We start from the raw sequence: 19,587 nt of genomic DNA, 5'->3' as shown, positions 1-19,587 counted from the left end.
CTATAGTGCGCCCACTCCTGATGCACACCGGTCTGCATCCGGCCCTTGCGGCAGCACCCCAACTGGTCAGCCTCGAGCAACTTGAACATCGAGCCTGGACCGGCCGGAGCGAAGCTTCCGCTGGGCGAAATACCTGATCAGGAGATCACGCGTACTTATGTCATTCGACTCTCTCGGCCTCCAGGCTGAGCTTCTTCGCGCAGTCGGCGAAGAAGGTTATTCCACACCGACTCCCATCCAGTCCCAGGCGATCCCGGTCGTGCTGGAAGGCCGCGATGTGCTCGCCGGCGCCCAGACGGGCACCGGCAAGACCGCCGCCTTCACCCTGCCCATGCTGCAGCGCCTGGCACGCGAACCCGTCGAGGGCCGCCGTCGCATCCGTGCCCTGGTGCTGGTGCCGACACGTGAACTGGCGGCCCAGGTGGCCAGTGACATCGAGACTTACGGCCGCCACCTGCCGCGGCTGAAGGCCGCAGTGATTTTCGGCGGCGTCAGCATCAACCCCCAGATCGCGACCCTGCGCCGCGGCGTGGACATCCTGGTGGCGACCCCCGGGCGCCTGCTGGACCACGCACAACAGCGTACGGTCGACCTGTCGGCAGTGGAGACCCTCGTCCTCGACGAGGCCGACCGCATGCTCGACATGGGCTTCATCCGCGACATCCGCAAGGTGATCGCCCTGCTGCCTCGCCAGCGCCAGAACCTGCTGTTCTCGGCGACGTTCTCGGACGAGATCCGCGCCCTCGCGGCCGGTCTCCTCTCCGACCCGGTGCAGATCGAGGTGGCGCGGCGCAACACGCCCGCCGAGCTGGTGACCCAGGTGGTGCACCCGGTGGACCGCGGCCGCAAGCGCGAGCTGCTTTCCAGCCTGATGCACCGGGGCGACTGGCGCCAGGTGCTGGTGTTCACGCGCACCAAGCACGGCGCCAACCGCCTCGCCCAGCAGCTGGAGCGCGACGGCATCAGCGCCGCCGCGATCCACGGCAACAAGAGCCAGGGGGCCCGGACCAAGGCGCTGGCGGATTTCAAGGCCGGCGCCGTGCGTGCCCTGGTGGCGACCGAGGTCGCGGCCCGCGGGCTCGATATCGACCAGCTGCCGCACGTCGTCAACTTCGAGCTGCCGCATGTGCCGGAAGACTACGTGCACCGTATCGGTCGCACCGGTCGCGCCGGCAGCGAAGGCGAGGCCGTCTCGCTGGTATGCGTGGACGAGCACCGGCTGCTGGCCGACATCGAGCGGCTGCTGGGGCGCAACATCCCGCGCCACGCGGTCGCCGGCTTCGAGCCGGACCCGAGTATCCGTCCCGAGCCGATCGAGCACGGTCGTCGCGGCGGCGGAGCGGCCAAGCCGCGCGCACGCGGCGGCATGGAACGCCACGGGCGTCGCTCGCGCGGTGCACCGGAGAGGAAACAGAGAATTTGCCCCTGAGGGCAACTCAGCGGCGGGCGCTTCGTGCGTCGGGTACCCGCGGCTGCATCATCACTACGACGCACTTATGTATGGAATGAGCACAAACGTTATGAATATCTATGTTGGAAATCTGGCCTACAGCGTGACCGAAGACGACCTGCGGAATGCATTTTCGGAGTTCGGCAGCGTCACTCGCGCCACTGTCATCACCGACAAGTTCTCGGGCCAGTCCAAGGGCTTCGGCTTTGTCGAGATGTCGGACAACTCCGAGGCTGAGGCTGCGATTCGCGGGCTGAACGACAAGCCCCTGAACGGCCGTAACATCAAGGTCAACCAGGCCAAGCCGCGCGAAGAGCGCCCCGCCCGTAGCGGTGGCGGCGGCGGCGGTCGCTGGTAAGGCATCGACCACGCAAGGGGCCACGGCCCCGCGCAGGCAAGGGGCCCCGCAAGGGGCCCTTTTCCTTTGGAGCGGCCTGGTCCGTTCCACCCGTGGGCCGAACTTGCTAAGGTTCGCACCCAAATCCGCTTCAATGGGAACCTACACATGGCAGAGCAGGACAACGGTGCCGGCATGAACGCCGCCGACCTCTACAGCGAAGAAATGTTCACGGATCGCCGCGTCGGAACCATCCAGCGGCTCACCCCCGTGACGGCTGCGGGCGCGCGCGACGACGGTCGCCCGGTGCTCTATGTCGGCCAGGCCCAGGTCATGACGCCGGCCGGGGCGCTGCCCCTGTCCTTCGAGATCCCGGCGGGGTCGCTGGCCGAGGCGGTGGAAGGCTTCGGGCCGGCGGCGGAGAAGGCCGTGCAGGAAACCATGCAGCGGCTGCAGGAAATGCGCCGCGAGGCCGCGGGCTCCATCATCCTGCCGGAAGCCGGTGGCGCCGCGGTGCCGCCGGGCATGCCGGGCGCGCCCGGCGGCGGCAAGATCCGCATCCCCTGAGCGGAGCAGCATGACCTATTGCGTCGCCCTGTCCGTGGATCGAGGCCTGGTGTTCGCCTCGGACTCGCGCACCAATGCGGGACCGGACCAGGTCAGCGTCTTCGGCAAGATGCACGTCCTGCTGGAGGCCCCGGACCGCTTTTTCGTTTTGCTTTCGGCCGGCAACCTGGGCACCACCCAGGCGGTCCGGACGCGCATCCGCCACGACCTCGAGTTCGACCGCCGCCCCAACCTGCGCACCGTGCAGAGCATGGCGGAGGCGGCCGAGTACCTCGGCGGCATCAACGCCGAGCAGCGGCGCAAGCATTCCGAGGGCGGCGAGTCGGATGCCGCGATGACGGCCACCTTCATCCTCGGCGGCCAGATCCGCGGGCGCGCCCCGGGGATCTTCCTGGTCTATCCCGAGGGGAACTACATCCGCGCCTCGAACCAGACGCCATTCCTGCAGATCGGCGAGCTGAAGTACGGCAAGCCCATCCTCGACCGGCTGGTGAAGCCCGGGCTGGAGCTGGACGACGCAGCGCGCGTGATGTTGCTGTCGATGGACGCGACCATGCGCAGCAACGTCACCGTGGGGCCGCCGATCGAGGTGCTGATCTACGACCCGCAGCGACCGCAGCTGGTGCGCCACATGATTTTCGGGCCGGACGACGATTACCTGCGCGAGCTCGGCCGCGCCTGGCAGGGCTACGTGGAAAAGGCCTTCAGCGTCCTGCCGCCGCTACCGCCGCGTCCTGCCGAGCTGCTGCGAGTCGTTGATGAATGAAGCCAAGCTTGGCGCGCACCGGTGGCGTGATGACGAAAGGATAGGGATCGTCCAGGCCGAGTGAGCGCGCCATCTCGTTGAGGCTCACCGCGCCCGGAATCCACAGCGCCAGCTCAGCTTCCCAGTCGTCCGTGGGCGCCTCGCGGATCAGGCCCGTGGCGCGCGCCGTCTCCAGCGCGTCGCTGATGTGCAGGTAGTGCGCCCACGTCTCGGCCCAGTCCTCCATGGGGTGTGCCGAAGCATAGGGACTGATGCAGCGGCCGTTCCAGGTCGGGTCCGGACCCTCGGCATGGTAGTGCGCGAGCGCCGCGTCGTAGTCGATGCGCTCGTCGCCGAACAGCTCTCGGTAAGTGTCGCGCGCGAGTCCCGGCGGCACCAGCACGTGCTCGTAGTAGTGCCCGCTCTCGTGGCGGAAATGCCCCAGCAGCGTGCGGTAGCGCTCGGCCATCTGCTCGCGCACCGCGTGGCGCGCCACGTCGTCCGCTTCCAGCAGGTTGATGGTGATGATCCCGGCGCGATGGCCCGTCATGACCAGAGACTCGGCCACGTCCGGGTTGCTGCGCTGGTCCTCGAGGAACTCGAAGCGCAGCGGCGGCCGCCCGTCGCCGGCCGCGCGCGGCAGGCCGAGGTTGATCAGGCTGTACACGAGCCGGCGCTTGGCCTGCTCGGTGCGGCGCCACAGCCGCAGGTTGTGCTCCGTGCCGAGGTTCGGGATGACCCGGTTGAGGCGGCACGCCAGGCAAAAATCGAGCGGGTCGTCGGCGCGCAGCAGCCAGTTGCAGGCGCGGTGGTCGATGCGGTTGCGGCAGGGCTTCCATGCGTTGCCGTCCGGGGCCAGGAAGGGCTGCTGCGGCGAGGGCCGCGCCAGGAAGGCCGACATCTCCGGCGCATAGCCCAGCTGCGCGCCGCAGCCCGTGCAGGCGTAGTCGTCGAAGAACACGGTGAGGCCGCAGCTGCAGAGAAAACGCTTCACGCGACCTCGCCGGGCAGGAACCAGGTCGCCGCGACCCGCGTGTGCACCGCGGCGAACTCGAGCTGCAGGTCGTCCATCAGCTGGTGCAACAGGGCCTCGCTGACATCCTCGGGCAGTTGCTCCGAGACGATGCGCTGCAGCCGCAGGACGGCGCGCAGCGGCTCTTCGTGGTTGGGCAGCAGGACGGCGCTGGCCTCCAGTTCCAACAGGCAATGCGCCACCGCGCGCGGGAACAGCGGGTCCTGCAGCAGGAAGCGCACGACGTCCTCGTCGCGGATGCGCCGGCGCACGTACTGGCGGTACATCTGGTAGCCCGAGAGCGACTTCAGCACGGCCATCCACAGCGTGTTGTCCGGGCGCGCCTCGGCGGCATGCGCCCCCATCAGGGTCGCTGCCGCGACGTCGATGATGCGGGTCGTCATGTCCGCCCGCTCCAGGTTTCGGCCGAGGCGGATGAAGTGGTAGGCGTCGCCGTGGCTCATGGTGCCCGACAGCAGCCCGGTCAGCTGCTGCGCCTGGCGTACGATGCTGGACAGCACCTCGTGGCGCCGGCGCGGGGAGGCCATCTTGGGCAGCTCCTTGCGGCCGAACAGGCACAGCTCGTTGACGCTGCGCCAGGCCTCGGTAGGACACAGGTCACGGGTGGTGCGGAAGTTTTCCCGCGCCGATTCCAGCGAGGCAAGGATGGAGCCGGGGTTGCCGTTGTCCACCGTGAGGAATTTCAGTGTCTCCGTGTCGCCGCCGCGCGGGAAGCGCTCGGCGAACAGCGCCTGGGCGCCGCAGATGTCGACCAGCAAGGGCCAGCCTATGCCGGTCTCCGGCGGCAGATCCATCAGGGCGGCATCGTAGACCCGCACCAGGCGCGCGGTGTTTTCCGCCCGCTCGAGGTAGCGGGCGCCCCAGTACATGCGTTCCGCGACTCGCGACAGCACGTCAGTACTCCCCGTCCTGGATGACCCAGGTGTCCTTGCTGCCCCCGCCCTGGCTGCTGTTGACGACCAGCGACCCCTTGACCAGGGCCACGCGGGTCAGACCACCCGCCGTGACGGCGCTGCGCTCTCCCTGCAGGCTGAACGGCCTCAGGTCGAGGTGGCGCGGCTCGAGGTGTCCTTTCACCAGGGTCGGCGCCGTCGACAGGTGCAACACCGGCTGGGCCACGTAGTTGCGCGGTTGCTGCTTTACGAGGCGGCGGAACTTCTCGATTTCATCGCGGCTCGCGGCCGGGCCGATGAGCATCCCGTAGCCGCCGGACTCGTTCACCGGTTTCACCACCAGCTCGTCCATGTGCTCCAGCACGTAGGCGCATTCATCCGGCCGCACGCAGGCGTAGGTCGGCACGTTGGGCAGGATCGGTTCCTGGTCCAGGTAGTAACGGATGATGTCGGGCACGTAGGCGTAGACCAGCTTGTCGTCGGCGACGCCGGCCCCGGGCGCGTTGGCGATGGCGACGTTGCCTGCGCGCCAGGCGCGCATCAGCCCGGGCACGCCCAGCAGCGAGTCGGGGCGGAACACCTCCGGGTCGAGAAAGGTGTCGTTGACGCGGCGGTAAATGACGTCGACGCGTTCCAGCCCGGCGATGGTGCGCATGTAGACGCAGTCGTCGTCCGCCACCACCAGGTCGCCGCCCTCGACCAGCTCGGCGCCCATGGACTGGGCCAGGTAGGCGTGCTCGAAGTAGGCCGAGTTGTAGATACCCGGCGTCAACACCACCACCTCCGGATAGTCCAGCGGGCGCGGCGAGAGGGAGGCGAGAGTGTCGAACAGCAGCGAGGGATAGTCGTCGACCGGGAGAATGCGCTGGTGGGCGAACAGCTCGGGGAACACCTGCTTGGTGACGATCCGGTTCTCCAGCATGTAGGAGACCCCGGAGGGCACGCGCAGGTTGTCCTCCAGCACGTACACCGTGCCGTCCGCGTCGCGCACCAGGTCGCTGCCGCAGATGTGCGCCCAGGCCCCGTGCGCCGGCCGGACGCCCCGGCACTCGGGCAGGAAGTTGCCGGAGGTCTCGATCAGTTCGCGCGGGAAGCGGCCGTCGGCCAGGATGCGCTGCTCGTTGTAGATGTCGTCGATGAACAGGTTCAGCGCAGTGAGGCGCTGCTTCAGCCCGGCCTCGATGCCGCGCCACTCGCTGGCGGCGATCACGCGCGGGATGATGTCGAAGGGCCAGGCACGGTCGATGTTCTGGCCTTCGCTGTACACCGTGAAGGTGATGCCCATCTCCACGATGGCGCGCTCGGCAGCCTCCTGCCGGCGGCCCAGCTGCTTGGGCGTGAGCGAGGCCAGGTAGCGGGTCAGCTGCTGCGCATGCGGCCGCGGCCGGCCCGGGCCGGCCAGCAACTCGTCCCAGGCAGCGCCCGGATCGTACTGGCTCCAGCTGATTTTCATCCTGTCGTGTCCGGCGAAGGCATCCGGTCACAAGCATAGCAGGGTGTGTGCGCCGGCCGGATCAGTCCTCCAGGACGAAGCCGATGTCCGCGTGCTCCTGCAAGCGCTCGATCAACAGCTCGCCGAATGCCGTGGCAGGCGTCCAGCAGCCGCCGGCCACCGGCAGGGCGGTGCTGTCCTGGGCGAGACAGATCGCGGCCTCGCCGAGCATGCGCGCCGTGGCCCCGTAGCCCGGGTCGCGCCGCCCGGTGACGCGGGCGACCAGGCGGCGTCCCGGTGCGGCCGGATGCCTGCCGATGAGGCGCAGGTCGAAGCCGCCCGCCTCGCGCGCCGCGGCATCCGGGCCCTCGCCGGGCTGCGGCAGGAACAGGCGGTTCATGGCCTTGCGCGCCGGCCGCAGCGAGCCGGCGGCGAGAAATCCGCCCAGCGCCGCGGTGATGGCCGCGGCGCGTGCCAGTCCCGCCAGGCCGGTGCCGGTGCTCACCGCCTCGGAGTAGCGGAAGCGGTGGCCCCAGGGCCAGCCGAGCAGTGCGTGGCTGCGGCGCACGATGCGCGTGTTCACGGAGGCCATGACGAAGGGTGCGGTCCAGCACTCCGCATCGGAATCCTTCAGCGGCGTCGACTGGTCGCGGCCGTCCGGCCCCTTCCGCTCGCCCGGCGGGTTGAGCGCGTAGGGGTGCCCCATGACCTTGCGCTGCGCCGGGTCGGACTGGGCCGTCTCCAGCGCGTTGAGGATGCTGGCCACGGTGCCGCCGCTGAAGGCGCCCTGCATCCGGCGCACGAACAGCTTCACCGAGCTGCAGGGCCGGCCATAGCGCGCGATGGCCTGCTGCTGCAGGAAATAGCAGCCGAGGTCGGAAGGCACGGAGTCGAAGCCGCAGGCGTGGACGATGCGGGCGCCGGTCTCGGCGGCACGCGCCTGCTGCGCGTCGATCATCTGGCGCATCCAGTGCACCTCCCCGCTCAGGTCGCAGTAATGCGTGCCCTGGTCGGCGCAGGCCGCGACCAGCTCGGAGCCGTACAGGGCGTAGGGGCCGACGGTGCTGCACACGGCGCGAGTACGGCGCGCCAGCGCGGCAAGGGCGCGCGTGTCGTGGCTGTCCCCGAGCACGATCGGCGTGCGCTGCGCACCGATCTGCGCCAGCATCTCGGCGAGCTTGCCGGCGTTGCGCCCGCCAACGGCCCAGCGCAAATCCAGCCCCTCGCGGCAGCGTCGGGCCAGGTGCTCGGCGACCAGGCGGCCGGTGAAGCCGCTGGCGCCCCAGAGGATGAGGTCGAATTCACGCGTTTTCATGGGGAGTCCGGTGTGTCCCGCCGAGTGCGGGCAGGTGCTTAAAGATAGCAGGAATGGCGCGCCGCCGCGGCCGGGTGGCGGGCGCGCGCGCAGGGGTCGATAATCGGCGTTCAGCCAGCCCGAGCGGGAGGAATCACATGAAGACGCGTGCAGCGGTGGCCTTTGCCGCCGGCCAACCCCTGTCCATCGAGACCGTCGACCTGGACGGCCCGCGCGAGGGCGAGGTGCTGGTCGAGATTCGCGCCACCGGCATCTGCCACACGGACGCTTTCACGCTTTCCGGCGAGGATCCGGAGGGCGCATTCCCCGCCATCCTCGGCCACGAGGGCGCCGGGGTGGTGGTGGACGTGGGGCCGGGCGTGAAATCGGTCAAGAAGGGTGACCACGTTATCCCGCTGTACACGCCCGAGTGCCGCGAATGCGACTTCTGCCTCAACCCCAAGACCAACCTGTGCCAGTCCATCCGCGCCACGCAGGGCCGCGGCGTGATGCCGGACGGCACCAGCCGCTTCTCGCTCGACGGCAAGCCGCTGCTGCACTACATGGGCTGCTCGACCTTCTCCAACTACACCGTCATGCCCGAGATCGCGGTGGCGAAGATCCGCGCCGACGCCCCCTTCGACAAGGTCTGTTACATCGGTTGCGGCGTCACGACCGGAATCGGCGCCGTGGTGTTCACGGCGAAGGTCGAGCCCGGCTCGACGGTGGCGGTGTTCGGTCTCGGCGGCATCGGGCTGAACGTGGTGCAGGGCGCGCGCATGGTGGGCGCGGACCGCATCATCGGCGTGGACCTGAACCCGGCCAAGGCCGACCTGGCGCGCAGGTTCGGCATGACCGATTTCGTCAACGCGGCCGAGGTCGACGACGTGGTGGGCGAGATCGTGTCCCTGACCGGGGGCGGCGTGGATTACAGCTTCGAGTGCATCGGCAACGTGAAGGTCATGCGCCAGGCGCTGGAGTGCTGCCACAAGGGCTGGGGCACCAGCGTCATCATCGGGGTCGCCGGCGCCGGCCAGGAGATCGCCACGCGGCCCTTCCAGCTGGTCACTGGGCGCAATTGGCGCGGCAGCGCGTTCGGCGGCGCGCGCGGGCGCACCGACGTGCCGAAGATCGTCGACTGGTACATGGAGGGCAAGATCAACATCGACGACTTGATCACCCACACCATGCCGCTGGACGAGATTAACAGCGCCTTCGACCTCATGCACGAGGGCAAGAGCATCCGCTCCGTGGTGCTGTACTGAGATGGCCGGCATGGACGCGCCCGAGCTGCTCTCCGAGCACCGCTGTTTCGGCGGCACCGTGGGTTATTACCGCCACGCCTCCACGGCCAATCGCTGCGACATGCGCTTTGCGGTGTACACGCCGCCCGCCGCCGCGCACGGCCCGGTGCCGGTGCTCACCTGGCTGTCCGGGCTCACCTGCACGGAAGAGACCTTCATGATCAAGGCCGGCGCGCAGCGCGTGGCGGCTGAGCTCGGGCTGATGCTGGTGGCGCCGGACACCAGCCCGCGCGGCGCGGGCGTGCCGGACGCGGAGGACGGTGCCTGGGACCTCGGGCTCGGCGCCGGCTTCTACCTCGACGCCACCGTGGCGCCCTGGGCATCGCACTACCGCATGCACGAGTACGTCATCACCGAGCTGCCGCGGGTCATCGCCGAGCATTTCCCTGCCGACATGGCGCGGCAGGGCATCTGCGGCCACTCCATGGGCGGGCACGGTGCGCTGGTGCTCGGGCTGCGCCACCCGGACACCTACGCCTCGATCTCGGCCTTCGCGCCGATCTCCGCGCCGAGCCGCTGCCCCTGGGGCCAGAAGGCCTTCACCGCCTACCTCGGGCCCGATCCGGAGGCCTGGGCGGCATGGGATGCGACGCAGCTGCTCGCGAACGGCGGCGGACGCGAGGGCAGGGCGTCGATCCTGGTCGACCAGGGCCTGGAGGACCAGTTCCTCGCCGAGCAGCTGTACCCCGAAGCCCTGGAGGCGGCCTGCCACAAGGCCGGGCAGGCGCTGGAGCTGCGCCGTCACGCCGGCTACGACCACGGCTATTTCTTCATCGCCTCCTTCATCGAAGATCACCTGCGGCACCATGCCGCGATCCTGGGCGCGACGGCATGAGCGCGGCATGAGCACGAGCGATCGCGAGCGCTGGGAGGCGCGCTACGGCCGCGAGGGCCTGGTGATGGGGGAGCGCGTGAAGCCGCTCGTGCGCGAGCTCGAGCCGGTCCTGCCCTGGAGCGGCCGCGCGCTGGACATCGCCTGCGGCGAGGGCCAGCTGGCCGTGTGGCTGGCGCAGCGCGGCCTCGATGTGACGGCAGTGGACATTTCCCCCAGCGGGCTCGCCAAGCTGCGCGCGCAGGCGGAGGCGGCGGGCGTCGGCGTGCGCGTCCACGGCATCGAAGCCGATCTCGATCATGGGCTGCCGGCGCTCGAGCCCGGTTTCGACCTCGTCACCTGCATCGACTTCTATTCCCCGGCGGTCATGGCCCAGGCGCGCCACCTGCTGGCGCCCGGCGGCATGCTGCTGGTGCAGGTGGTGCTGGAGCGCACCGGAGCGGAGGCGCGGTGCAAGGCACAGCGCTTCGGCGCCGACGAGCCCGCTGCCGGGGACAGTCCGCCACCGGGGGACAGCCCCCACCGGGCACGCTCGAACGAGGCGTTGGAATTCGCCGCGGGCATGCGCCTGCAGTTCTGGCGCGAAGGCAACATCGACGGGCGGGCGCTGGCCCAGCTGCTGGCCCAACGCGAGCCGGCCGGGCGACTGCCGTTCAGCGCATGACGGTCAAGGAATGACGGTCAGCGACTCAGGGCGAGCTTGTTATCGCTGGTGATACGCAGCAGGTACTCGTCCTTGCCGTGGACGATGACGACTTCGCTGTCCCCGCCGAGCACCACCTTGCTCGGGATGCGCGCGGGACGCGCGGCGAGACGGTTGATGACGCTGTTCGTGTCCGCGATACCGGGCTCTGGCGGTTGCTTGATCACTGGACGGCACCTCCGACGCCCCTGGCTTGGAACTCTACTTTGGGGAGGGCCACCCGATCCGGCAATCGGGAGTTGCCGCAACTCTGCCGGCGGTGCTGCGGCAGGCTACGCGGGGTTTTTCACCCGCTCCAGCGCCTCCGCCAGCACGTCGCGCTGGGCGAGGAGCGAGCCGTGCAGCGCCAGCTGGCCCTGCGCGCGCGCCAGGTTGTGGTCGCCACGGGAGGCGAACAACAAGGCGTTCCAGCCGAAATAGGATTCGTTCAGGGCGTCCGCGCAAAAGCGCGCCGCCAGTTCCAGCTGGATGATGGCGGTGGCCGCCAGCACGCTGCCCTGCTCCTCGGCTGTCCACCAGCCGCGGGCCTCCGCGGCGTAGCCGGCAACCGCGGCGCCGAAACGCCGGGCGCAGAAGCGGCCGCCCGGGTCGTCTTCGGAGCTCACGCTGCACCATGAGCGCATGGCGTCCCCCAGCTCGAAGGGCAGGGCCATGCGCCCGAGCGTGTCCAGGTCGACCAGGCACAGGCCTTCCCCGTCGCCGGCGCTGAACACGAGGTTGCTGATCTTGGGGTCGCCGTGGACGATGCGCGGCGGCGTGTCGGACAGCCGCGGCAACGCCGCCGCAGCCGCGAAGATCTGCGCGGCCAACTTGCCGGCCGCAGGCCGCAGGCGGTGTGCCGGGTGCGTCGCCAGCGCGGACTCGAGCGCCGCAAAGTGCCGTGCCGGCTCGTGCACCGGCGGCCGCTGGTGGCGGAACTCGTAGGCCAGGTCGTCGAGGGCACGATGAAAGCGTGCCAGGAGCCGGCCGGCCGCGCCGGCTTGAGCCGGCGACTCGATTGCGTCCACCACCCGGCCCGGCATGAAATTCATGACCCGCCAGGCGCCCCCGGCGGCCGGGATGCAGAGCCGCCCGTCGCGCGTGCGCAGCAGTCGCGGCGTGGGCATGCCGCGCGCGGCCAGGTGGGCGGTGACGGCCTCGATGTCTTCGTGCACCTCGGGCGGGAACATCGGGTTCAATTGCTGCAGCACCCAGCGGCTGCCGTCCTGCCGCTGCGCGCAGAAGGTCCGGTTGATCAGCCCGGTCCCGAGCGGCCGCAGTGAGCCGGGGACGAGGTCCCAGGCATGCAGGATGGCGACGTCGATGTCGGTTGCGGGTTGCACGGCGGCCATCGTCCGCGCTCGGCACCGGGCTGGCAACCCCCGCCCGCGTTGCGGCGCAACACCGCCTGTCGTAGGCTCGACGCCATCATGAACGAGAAGGTCAGCACGGTTCACAAGTTCGGCGGCACCAGCCTCGCCGGCGTCGACGAGTTCCGCCGTGTGGCGGGCATCCTGGCCGGGGCGCAAGGCGGGCCCTTGGCGGCCGTCGTCTCCGCGCCTGCCGGCGTCACCGATGCCCTGCACGCACTGGTGCACACGGCGGAACAAGGCGGCGACTGGCCTGCCGGGCTCGAGGCCGTCGCCGCACGCTGCCGCGAGCTCGCCACGGGCCTGCTCGAGGGCGCGGCGCGGGCCGAATGGCTGCAGGCGCTGGCGCGCGAGCAGTCCGACCTGCACGACGTGCTCAAGGCCACGGCACTCATCGGCCGGGCGCCCGCGGAGGTCTACGCGCTGGTGGCGGGCCATGGCGAGCTGTGGTCGGCACGACTGCTGGCGGCGGAGCTGCGGCGGCGCGGCGTCGATGCAGACTGGTTCGACGCGCGCGATGCCCTGGTCGTGGTGGACAGCGAGCTGGGACCGACGGTGTCCTGGGAGCCGACGCGGGAGCGTTTTGCCGCCAGCTGGACGGATCCGCCCGCGGTGCGCGTGATCACCGGTTACATCGCGCGCGACCCCCACGGTGCGCCGACCACGCTGGGACGCAACGGCAGCGACTTCACGGCGTCGATATTTGCGGCCCTGCTGGACGCCGACGAGGTGATCATCTGGACCGACGTCGACGGCGTGATGAGCGGCGACCCGCGCCGCATTCCCGATGTCGCCGTGATCCCCGAGCTGTCCTGGCACGAGGCCATGGAGCTGGCGTATTTCGGCGCCAAGGTGCTGCATCCCCGCACCATGGCGCCGCTGGTCGCGCGCGCCATCCCGGTGTGGATCCGTAACACGGCCCGGCCCGAGGCCGTGGGGACGCGCATCGGCGAGGTCGGCGAGGGCGGCGGCGTCAAGGGCGTGACCACCATCGAGGGCATGGCGCTGCTGAACCTGGAGGGCGCCGGGCTGATCGGAGTGCCCGGCACCGCCAGCCGGCTGTTCGAGGCACTGCGCAACGCCGGCATCTCTGTGGTGCTGATCTCCCAGGGCAGTTCCGAACACTCGATCTGCTGCGCGGTGCCGCGCGCCGATGCATTGCGCGCGCGCGCCGCCGTGGCCCAGGCCTTCGCCGCCGAAATGCGCGCCGGCCAGGTCGAGGGCGTCGAACTGGTGCACGAATGCAGCATCCTGGCCGTGGTGGGCGAGGGCATGCGGGGCCTGCCCGGCGTAGCGGCCAAGCTGTTCGGCGCGCTGGGACGCAGCGGCGTCAACGTGCGCGCCATCGCCCAGGGGGCTTCCGAGCGCAACATCTCGGCGGTGATCCCGAGCGAGGACGCCGATCGCGCGCTGCGCGCGGTCCACGCCGCCTTCTATCTTTCGCCGCAGGCGGTTTCCATCGGCGTGGTCGGGCCGGGCGGGGTCGGCACCCACCTGCTCGACCAGCTGGCGGGAGAGATTCCGCGGCTTGCGTCCGAGTCCCGTCTCGACTTGCGCGTGCGCGCCATCGCCGGCTCCACCCGCATGGTGCTGGCGCCGCGCGCCGTGGCCCTCGGGGCATGGCGCGATGCCCTGGCCGCCGGCGTCGACACCGATCTCGACGCCTTCACGCGCCACGTCCAGGCCGAGCACCTGCCGCACGCGGTGATCATCGACTGCAGCGGCCATCCCGCGGTCGCTGCGCGCTACGCCGACTGGCTGGCGCAGGGCATCCATGTCATCACGCCGAGCAAGCTGGCTGCGTCGGGCCCGCTGGACGACTGGCGCCGCCTGCAGGAAACACGCCGCGCCGCCGGGGTGCGCTACCTCGGCGAAACCACGGTGGGCGCCGGCCTGCCGATCATCCAGACCCTGCGCGACCTGCGCCAGACGGGCGACGAGATCATCGCCATCGAGGGCATCCTCTCGGGCACGCTGGCTTTCCTGTTCAACGGTTACGACGGCAGTCGCCCGTTCTCCGCCATCGTGCGCGAAGCGCGCGAGCTGGGCTTCACCGAGCCCGATCCGCGTGATGACCTGTCCGGCAAGGACGTGGCCCGCAAGCTGGTCATCCTGGCGCGCGAGATGGGCCTGGAAATCGAGCTGCAGCAGGTCGCGGTCGAGAGCCTGGTGCCCACGGAGCTGGAGGGCGCCAGCATCGACGAGTTCCTCGATCGCTACGCAGGCTGGGACGGTGAAATGCTGGCGCGCCTTGAGGCTGCGCGCGAGCGTGGCCACGTGCTGCGCCACGTGGCGCGGCTAGACGGGGCGAGCGGTCGCGCCTCGGTCGGGCTGGAGGAATTCCCCGCCGACCATGCCTTTGCGCATGCCAGGCTGACCGACAACATCATCCAGTTCGTCACGCGCCGTTACCGCGACAACCCGCTGGTGGTGCAGGGCCCGGGCGCCGGGCCGGCAGTCACGGCCGCCGGCGTGTTCGCCGACCTGTTGCGCCTGTCGGCTTACCTGGGCGCCGACGTCTGATGCAATACCTCAGCACGCGCGGCGTGGCGCCGCCCGTGGGGGCCGGCGCCGCCATGCTCGCCGGGCTGGCGCCGGACGGCGGCCTGTACGTGCCGGAGCAGTTCCCCTTGCTGCCGCCCGATCGTTTCCCGCCCGGTGCTCATCTCGCCGACACGGCGCCCCGCCTGCTGGCGCCGTTCGTGGCCGGCGACGCCCTGGCGACAGAGCTGGATGCGGTGTGCGCCGAGGCCCTGGATTTCCCGGTGCCGCTGACCGAGGCGGGCGGTTTCCGCGTGCTGGAGCTGTTTCACGGCCCCACCGCAGCCTTCAAGGACGTCGGCGCGCGTTTCCTCGCCGCCTGCCTGGCCCGTCTCGCCGGGGACCGGCCGCGCACCGTGCTGGTGGCCACCTCGGGGGACACCGGCGGCGCCGTGGCCGCCGCCTTCAGCGGCAGACCCGGATTCCGCGTGGTCCTACTCTATCCTCGCGGCCGCGTCTCCGACCGCCAGGAGGCGCAGCTCACCTGCTGGGGTGAGAACGTGCTCAGCCTGCGCGTGGACGGGGACTTCGACGATTGCCAGCGCATGGTGAAAGAGGCTTTCGGCGATACAGCCCTGCGGGCGCGTGCGGGGCTGACCTCGGCCAACAGCATCAGCATCGGCCGCCTGCTGCCGCAGGCGGCCTATTACGCCTGGGCGGGACTCACGGTGTGGCGCGAGACGGGCACGGCGCCCGGTTTCATCATCCCGAGCGGCAACCTGGGCAACTCGCTCGCCTGCCTGTGGGCGCGGCGTTGCGGCCTGCCGATCGGCCCGGTCGTGCTCGCCACCAACGCCAACGAGACCGTGGGCGATTTTTTCGCCGGCGGCGAGTGGGCGCCCCGCGCCACCGTGCAGACGCTGGCGACCGCCATGGACGTGGGTAACCCCAGCAACATGGAACGGCTGCTGCACATGGCCGGCTCGCCCGAGGCGGCGCGGGGCGAGGCCAGCGCGGTGCGCGTGAGCGACGCAGAGATCCGCGCCGCGATCCGCACCGGTCCCGGCCGCTACGGGCGCACCTGGTGCCCGCACACGGCGACAGCGGTCCGGGCCTGGGAATTGCTCCCGGCGGAGGCCGCACAGCGACCGTGGGTCGTGGTGGCGACCGCGCACCCGGCGAAGTTCGAGGACGTGGTGGAACCGCTGGTCGGCGCCGAGGTGCCGATGCCCCCCGCGCTGGCCGAGCTGATGGCGCGGCCGCGGCACTTCGTCGAGATCGGACCCGAGTTCGCGGCGTTCCGCGAGTTGCTGAGCGACCTGCCCGGGATCCCCTGACAGCTTTCCGTCGCGCTGGGTCCGCGGCCGGACCATGACGGGGTTCCGCCGCGCTGAGTCCGCGGCCGGACCATGCCAGGGTCCCACTCGCTTAGAAATCTTTATGCGCTCGTGTGACCCTGGCATGTTCCGGCCGCTGCCTCCCAGCAGGTTCATACGCCGCAGGTCGTCGCTGTCACCGACGCGGCAACGGAGGCGGTCAATCACGGGCTGATCGGGCGCCAACGGCATCTACGCGGCAGCGGGCCGTCATGGACTCATCGGGCGCCACCATCACCGACGTAGCAGCGGGGCGGGTCGTCATGGGCTCACCGAGCGCATAAAGACTTCTAAGCGAGGGGAGCCCATGACGGGCCGCCGCCGCGGTCCACTAGATCGACAGGGAGCCTTCGCGGAAGTCCGTCTCGGCGAGGTGCACGTTCACCAGCACCGGCGTCCCTGCAGCCGCGAGCTCGCGCGCCCGCGCCAGCGTCGGCGCCACGTCCTCGTCGCGGGTGATCACCAGGCCCGCGCCGCCCAGCCCCTCAGCGGCGCGGTGGTAGTCGGTGCGCGCGAGGCGCACGCCCACGTCGTCCTGGAGCATCTTCACCTGTTCGCGCGCGATCTGCGCCCAGCAGGCATCGTTGCCGATGATGGCGATGGGCGCCATGCCGTGACGCACATAGCTGTCGAACTCGATCAGGCTGTAGCCCAGCGAGCCGTCGCCATAGAGGATCCAGATCTCGCTGCCGGGACGCGCGCGCGCCGCGCCGATGGCGAAGCCGCCACCGACGCCGAGCGTGCCGAAGGCGCCCGGGTCCAGCCAGCGCAGCGGGCCGCGCGGGCGCACGGTGTAGGAGGCGGTGCCGACGAAGTCGCCGCCGTCGGCCACCAGCACGCTGTCGTCGGGCAGCACGGCATCGATCTCGCGGCACAGCCGCAGGGGGTTCACGCCCGCGCCCGAGACCGCGGCCTTGGCGTCGATATCGGCCTCGCGTGCGGCGTCACGCTCGCCCAGCTCGGCCAGCCAGGCCGCGCGCGGCGGCGCGGGCCCGTCCATCGCTTCCGCCAGTTGGCGCAGGCAGATGCCGGGGTCGGCCAGCAGGCCGTCGTCAGGCTTGCGATTCAGGCGCAGGTCGCGCCGGCTGAGGTTGAACGAGACCAGCCGCGCGCTGCGGCGGATCTGCTTGCCGTAGTCCAGCCTGAAGTCGCATGGCACGCCGGCCAGGATCACCAGGTCGGCGCCCTTGATGGCGTCGCGGCGGCGATGCCGGAACAGCAGCGGGTGTTCCTTGCCCAGCAGGCCGCGTGCCATGCCGGAGAGGTACACCGGGATGCCGAGCTGCTCGATGGCGGCACGCACCTGTTCCGCCTCCTGCGGGCGGTTCATGGCCTGGCTGCCGCACACCATCACGGGCCGCTCCGCCCTGGCCACGCGCGCCGCTATGTCGCGCATGCTTTCCGGCCGGGGCATCACGGGTTCCGGCAACTCGGCCGGGCGCGGCATCTTGTCGCCGCCGGAGAACAGGCGATCCGTATGCCAGCCGAGGTAGGCGCGGATCGCCTTGTCGGCGAGGCCGTTGCCGCGCGGCATGCTGTCGGCGTACCAGCCGCGAATGATCTCCTCGTCGTAGAGGAGATCGACCGGGCACTCGACGAAGGTCGGGCCGGGCACGCCCGCGGCCGCCGCTTCCAGTGCCTCGACCACGGCCGGTGCGAGATCGCGCACGCGTCGCACGGCACGCGCGTACTTCACGTGCGGCGCCATCAGCGGCATCTGGTCGATGTCCTGCAGGGCGCCGCGCTTCTTCAACGCCGTGGCGGTGGCGCCGCCGAGCACCAGCACCGGCGATTGCGCCAGCTGGGCGTTCTTCAGCGGCGTGATGGTGTTGGTCAGCCCGGGTCCGGCGGTGACGGCGGCCACGCCGGGAATCCCGGTGAGCCGCGCATGTGCGTCCGCCGCGAACACCGCCGTGGCCTCGTCGCGCACGTCGGTGATGCGGATGCCGATGCGCTTGGCTTCCACGAGGATGGGAGAAATGTGTCCGCCGCAGAGCGTGAAGATCTCGCTCACGCCGCGCTCGTGCAGCACCCTGGCAATTCTCGCCCCGCCGTTCATGCAGACCCCCTCAAGCTCGAATTCCCTCGCCCCAGGCGAGGACGTAGCCAGCATCCCGCAGCACGGCGGCCGGCGCGGTCGCGGGACCTCCGTCCGGCAGGGCGAAACGCAGCCCGCAGTGGGGCCGGATGTCCCGCTCGATATCGAGTCCGGGCATCACCATCTCCAGTACCAGCCCGCCGTCCGTGAGGCGGAAGGCGCCGACCGTGGTGACATACCAGACCTGCTTGCCCGCCTGCAGCGCTTCGCGGCCGTTGAACGTCACTTCGGAGACCGTGTCGACCAGCTTCGCCTTGCCGGGCGCCTCCAGCACCATGCGCTCGTTCTCGATGCGCCATTTTGCGCCCTGCATGAAGGTGCCGACGAAAATGCAGGTGCGTGCGCTGGCCGTGATGCTCGGCAGCCCGCCCGGGCCGACGTAGTCGGCAAAGCGCGGCCCGCGCCGTGAGACATTGACGTTGCCCGTGGCGTCGACCTCGAGGAAGCCCAGCACGGTGACGTCGAGGTGCTCCTGGTAGTGCCGGAACATCCAGGCCGAGCTCTCCATGCGTTCCGGGTGCACCGCAGCGCCGAAGTAGATGCCCGGGGCGGGGAGGCCGCCGTAGACGCCGGTCTCGGTGGTAAAGGTCAGGTCCGGACGCAGCGGGCTCTGGTACAGCTCGCGGCAGACTTCTTCGCCGAAGCCGACTCCTATGTTGACCGTGGCCGGCGGCGCGGCCGTGCGGGCGAACACGTGGGCGCCGAGCCGGGCGAGGGCGCACTCGACCGGGCCGCGCACCGGGGTCAGCCGGAGAAAGCGGTTGATGAAGCGCAGTTTCTCGATCGCGGCCGCGTCGTCGCCGTCGCCGCCCGGCGTGAACAGCCGCCAGCAGTCGCGTTGTGGCGAGAGGATGGTCTGTTCCTGCAGCGGGTTGACGGCAATGGCGTCCACCAGCGCGGCGGGCAGGCTGATGCGCTCCGGGTCGGCCGGAATCACCCCTGCCACGGAGGCCAGCACGCGCCCGCCATTGGCGCGGGCCGCGCGTGCCGCCTCGCGGATTTCCGTGATGGTCGCGGCGTCGCGGAAATAGAGGTTGCCCCGGGCGTCCGCCCAGGGTGCGGCAATCACCGCGACATCGAGCCGCGGCAGCCGGTAGCGCAGCATCTCGCCCGCGGCCTCGATGAGCTGCAGCCCCGCGTCGGGCGTCACGGGTGAGCCGCGACCGCAGCGCGGGTCCAGCACGGTGCCCACGCCGGTGCGGCTCAGCACCGCGTCGCCGCCCTCGCCCTGGGCTTCGAGAGCGAAGCACATCTCCCCTTGCGGAAGGACATGCATCTCGAGCTGGCCGGCGTCGGCCAGCGCCAGCATCGACTTGGTCGTTTCGACGTGGCCGGAAATGAAACGCGTCACCAGGCCCGGCTGCCCCAGTTCCTCGACCGTGCCGGGGGCGCGCCCGCGGCCGCCCTGGCCGCCCACGGCCATCCAGGTGAGCTCGCGCGGATGGCCTTCCTGCTCGAAGCGTTCGCGGATCGCCCACAGCAAGGTGGAGCAGCGCGCATTGCCCGCCATGCCCGTGGACAGGCAGCAGGCGCCGTCCGGGATCAAGGCCGCAGCTTCGCGCGCCGTCATGAAGCGTGCATCCAGCGCACCCGGCGGACGATAGTCCAGGTCCCGCCTCTCCCAGGTGAGGCGCCAGCGCACGATGCGTGCAGCCATGCCGATGCGGTCGAGCAAATGCATAACGGCCAGATA

At 70.5% G+C, this 19,587-nt stretch carries 17 protein-coding genes; 9 read left to right on the top strand and 8 right to left on the bottom strand.

The genetic code is table 11. The annotated features are described in order from the left end of the window. Positions 1 to 157 precede the first annotated feature (157 nt). From G8346_RS13265 to G8346_RS13250, 4 genes are all read left to right on the top strand, one after another. Positions 158 to 1,429, top strand: coding sequence for a DEAD/DEAH box helicase (locus tag G8346_RS13265; protein WP_166052114.1), 1,272 nt, complete (start codon positions 158 to 160; stop codon positions 1,427 to 1,429). 91 nt (positions 1,430 to 1,520) lie between these two features. Continuing rightward, positions 1,521 to 1,808 (top strand): RNA-binding protein, encoded by a 288-nt coding sequence (locus tag G8346_RS13260; RefSeq protein WP_166052614.1) that lies wholly within the window; start codon positions 1,521 to 1,523, stop codon positions 1,806 to 1,808. Between the two features lie 147 nt (positions 1,809 to 1,955). Continuing rightward, positions 1,956 to 2,354: a hypothetical protein gene (locus tag G8346_RS13255; RefSeq protein WP_166052112.1), complete on the top strand. Its 399-nt coding sequence runs from the start codon at positions 1,956 to 1,958 to the stop codon at positions 2,352 to 2,354. 10 nt (positions 2,355 to 2,364) lie between these two features. Continuing rightward, positions 2,365 to 3,120, top strand: a complete 756-nt coding sequence (locus G8346_RS13250; RefSeq protein ID WP_166052110.1) for a peptidase — start codon at positions 2,365 to 2,367, stop codon at positions 3,118 to 3,120. Here the strand turns inward: G8346_RS13250 and G8346_RS13245 are convergent. The 4 genes from G8346_RS13245 to G8346_RS13230 form a co-directional block, all read right to left on the bottom strand. After that, the gene (locus tag G8346_RS13245) at positions 3,059 to 4,093 is read right to left on the bottom strand and encodes a putative zinc-binding metallopeptidase (protein ID WP_166052109.1); all 1,035 of its coding nucleotides are present in this window, start codon (positions 4,091 to 4,093) and stop codon (positions 3,059 to 3,061) included. The genes G8346_RS13250 and G8346_RS13245 overlap by 62 nt on opposite strands. Then, on the bottom strand, positions 4,090 to 5,025 hold the full coding sequence (locus tag G8346_RS13240; protein WP_166052106.1) for an alpha-E domain-containing protein: 936 nt from the start codon (positions 5,023 to 5,025) through the stop codon (positions 4,090 to 4,092). The genes G8346_RS13245 and G8346_RS13240 overlap by 4 nt, the downstream gene beginning before the upstream one ends. Position 5,026: 1 nt before the next feature. After that, positions 5,027 to 6,478 (bottom strand): circularly permuted type 2 ATP-grasp protein, encoded by a 1,452-nt coding sequence (locus tag G8346_RS13235; protein ID WP_166052104.1) that lies wholly within the window; start codon positions 6,476 to 6,478, stop codon positions 5,027 to 5,029. Positions 6,479 to 6,539: 61 nt separating this feature from the next. After that, a complete protein-coding gene (locus tag G8346_RS13230; RefSeq protein ID WP_166052102.1) occupies positions 6,540 to 7,772 on the bottom strand; it encodes a trans-acting enoyl reductase family protein in 1,233 nt (410 codons plus the stop codon). 137 nt (positions 7,773 to 7,909) lie between these two features. Between G8346_RS13230 and G8346_RS13225 the strand changes: the two genes are divergently transcribed. The 3 genes from G8346_RS13225 to G8346_RS13215 are packed head-to-tail and all read left to right on the top strand — an operon-like array spanning position 7,910 to position 10,551. After that, positions 7,910 to 9,016 carry an S-(hydroxymethyl)glutathione dehydrogenase/class III alcohol dehydrogenase gene (locus tag G8346_RS13225; RefSeq protein ID WP_166052100.1) on the top strand — a complete coding sequence of 369 codons (1,107 nt, stop codon included), beginning with the start codon at positions 7,910 to 7,912 and terminating at the stop codon, positions 9,014 to 9,016. Positions 9,017 to 9,026: 10 nt separating this feature from the next. Further along, entirely contained in the window at positions 9,027 to 9,890 is an 864-nt protein-coding gene (gene fghA, locus G8346_RS13220; protein ID WP_166052098.1) for an S-formylglutathione hydrolase, read from the top strand. A gap of 7 nt (positions 9,891 to 9,897) precedes the next feature. Beyond that, complete coding sequence (locus tag G8346_RS13215; protein ID WP_166052096.1) at positions 9,898 to 10,551, top strand: bifunctional 2-polyprenyl-6-hydroxyphenol methylase/3-demethylubiquinol 3-O-methyltransferase UbiG; 654 nt, start codon at positions 9,898 to 9,900, stop codon at positions 10,549 to 10,551. Between the two features lie 17 nt (positions 10,552 to 10,568). Here the strand turns inward: G8346_RS13215 and hemP are convergent, their stop codons facing one another. Together hemP and G8346_RS13205 are read right to left on the bottom strand one after the other, a co-directional pair. Next, complete coding sequence (gene hemP / locus G8346_RS13210) at positions 10,569 to 10,757, bottom strand: hemin uptake protein HemP (protein ID WP_206202767.1); 189 nt, start codon at positions 10,755 to 10,757, stop codon at positions 10,569 to 10,571. Positions 10,758 to 10,862: 105 nt separating this feature from the next. Beyond that, complete coding sequence (locus G8346_RS13205; protein WP_206202766.1) at positions 10,863 to 11,912, bottom strand: phosphotransferase; 1,050 nt, start codon at positions 11,910 to 11,912, stop codon at positions 10,863 to 10,865. Between the two features lie 87 nt (positions 11,913 to 11,999). On the opposite strand from G8346_RS13205, the gene thrA reads away from it, so the two are divergent. Both thrA and thrC read left to right on the top strand, forming a co-directional pair. After that, positions 12,000 to 14,462, top strand: a complete 2,463-nt coding sequence (gene thrA / locus G8346_RS13200) for a bifunctional aspartate kinase/homoserine dehydrogenase I (RefSeq protein ID WP_166052092.1) — start codon at positions 12,000 to 12,002, stop codon at positions 14,460 to 14,462. Further along, entirely contained in the window at positions 14,462 to 15,757 is a 1,296-nt protein-coding gene (gene thrC / locus G8346_RS13195; RefSeq protein ID WP_166052090.1) for a threonine synthase, read from the top strand. Before thrA ends, thrC begins: the two co-directional genes overlap by 1 nt. A gap of 370 nt (positions 15,758 to 16,127) precedes the next feature. On the opposite strand, the gene G8346_RS13190 is transcribed toward thrC, so the two are convergent. After that, positions 16,128 to 17,855 carry a thiamine pyrophosphate-binding protein gene (locus tag G8346_RS13190; RefSeq protein ID WP_166052088.1) on the bottom strand — a complete coding sequence of 576 codons (1,728 nt, stop codon included), beginning with the start codon at positions 17,853 to 17,855 and terminating at the stop codon, positions 16,128 to 16,130. A 10-nt stretch (positions 17,856 to 17,865) separates the two neighbouring features. After that, positions 17,866 to 19,575: a CoA-transferase gene (locus tag G8346_RS13185; RefSeq protein WP_166052086.1), complete on the bottom strand. Its 1,710-nt coding sequence runs from the start codon at positions 19,573 to 19,575 to the stop codon at positions 17,866 to 17,868. Positions 19,576 to 19,587 lie beyond the last annotated feature (12 nt).

The sequence above is a fragment of the Thioalkalivibrio sp. XN279 genome (assembly GCF_011089885.1).
In the GTDB taxonomy this organism is placed as follows: domain Bacteria; phylum Pseudomonadota; class Gammaproteobacteria; order Steroidobacterales; family XN24; genus XN24.
The sequence above is the reverse complement of the archived record's forward strand: the minus strand, read 5'-3'. Positions and strand labels throughout refer to the sequence as shown.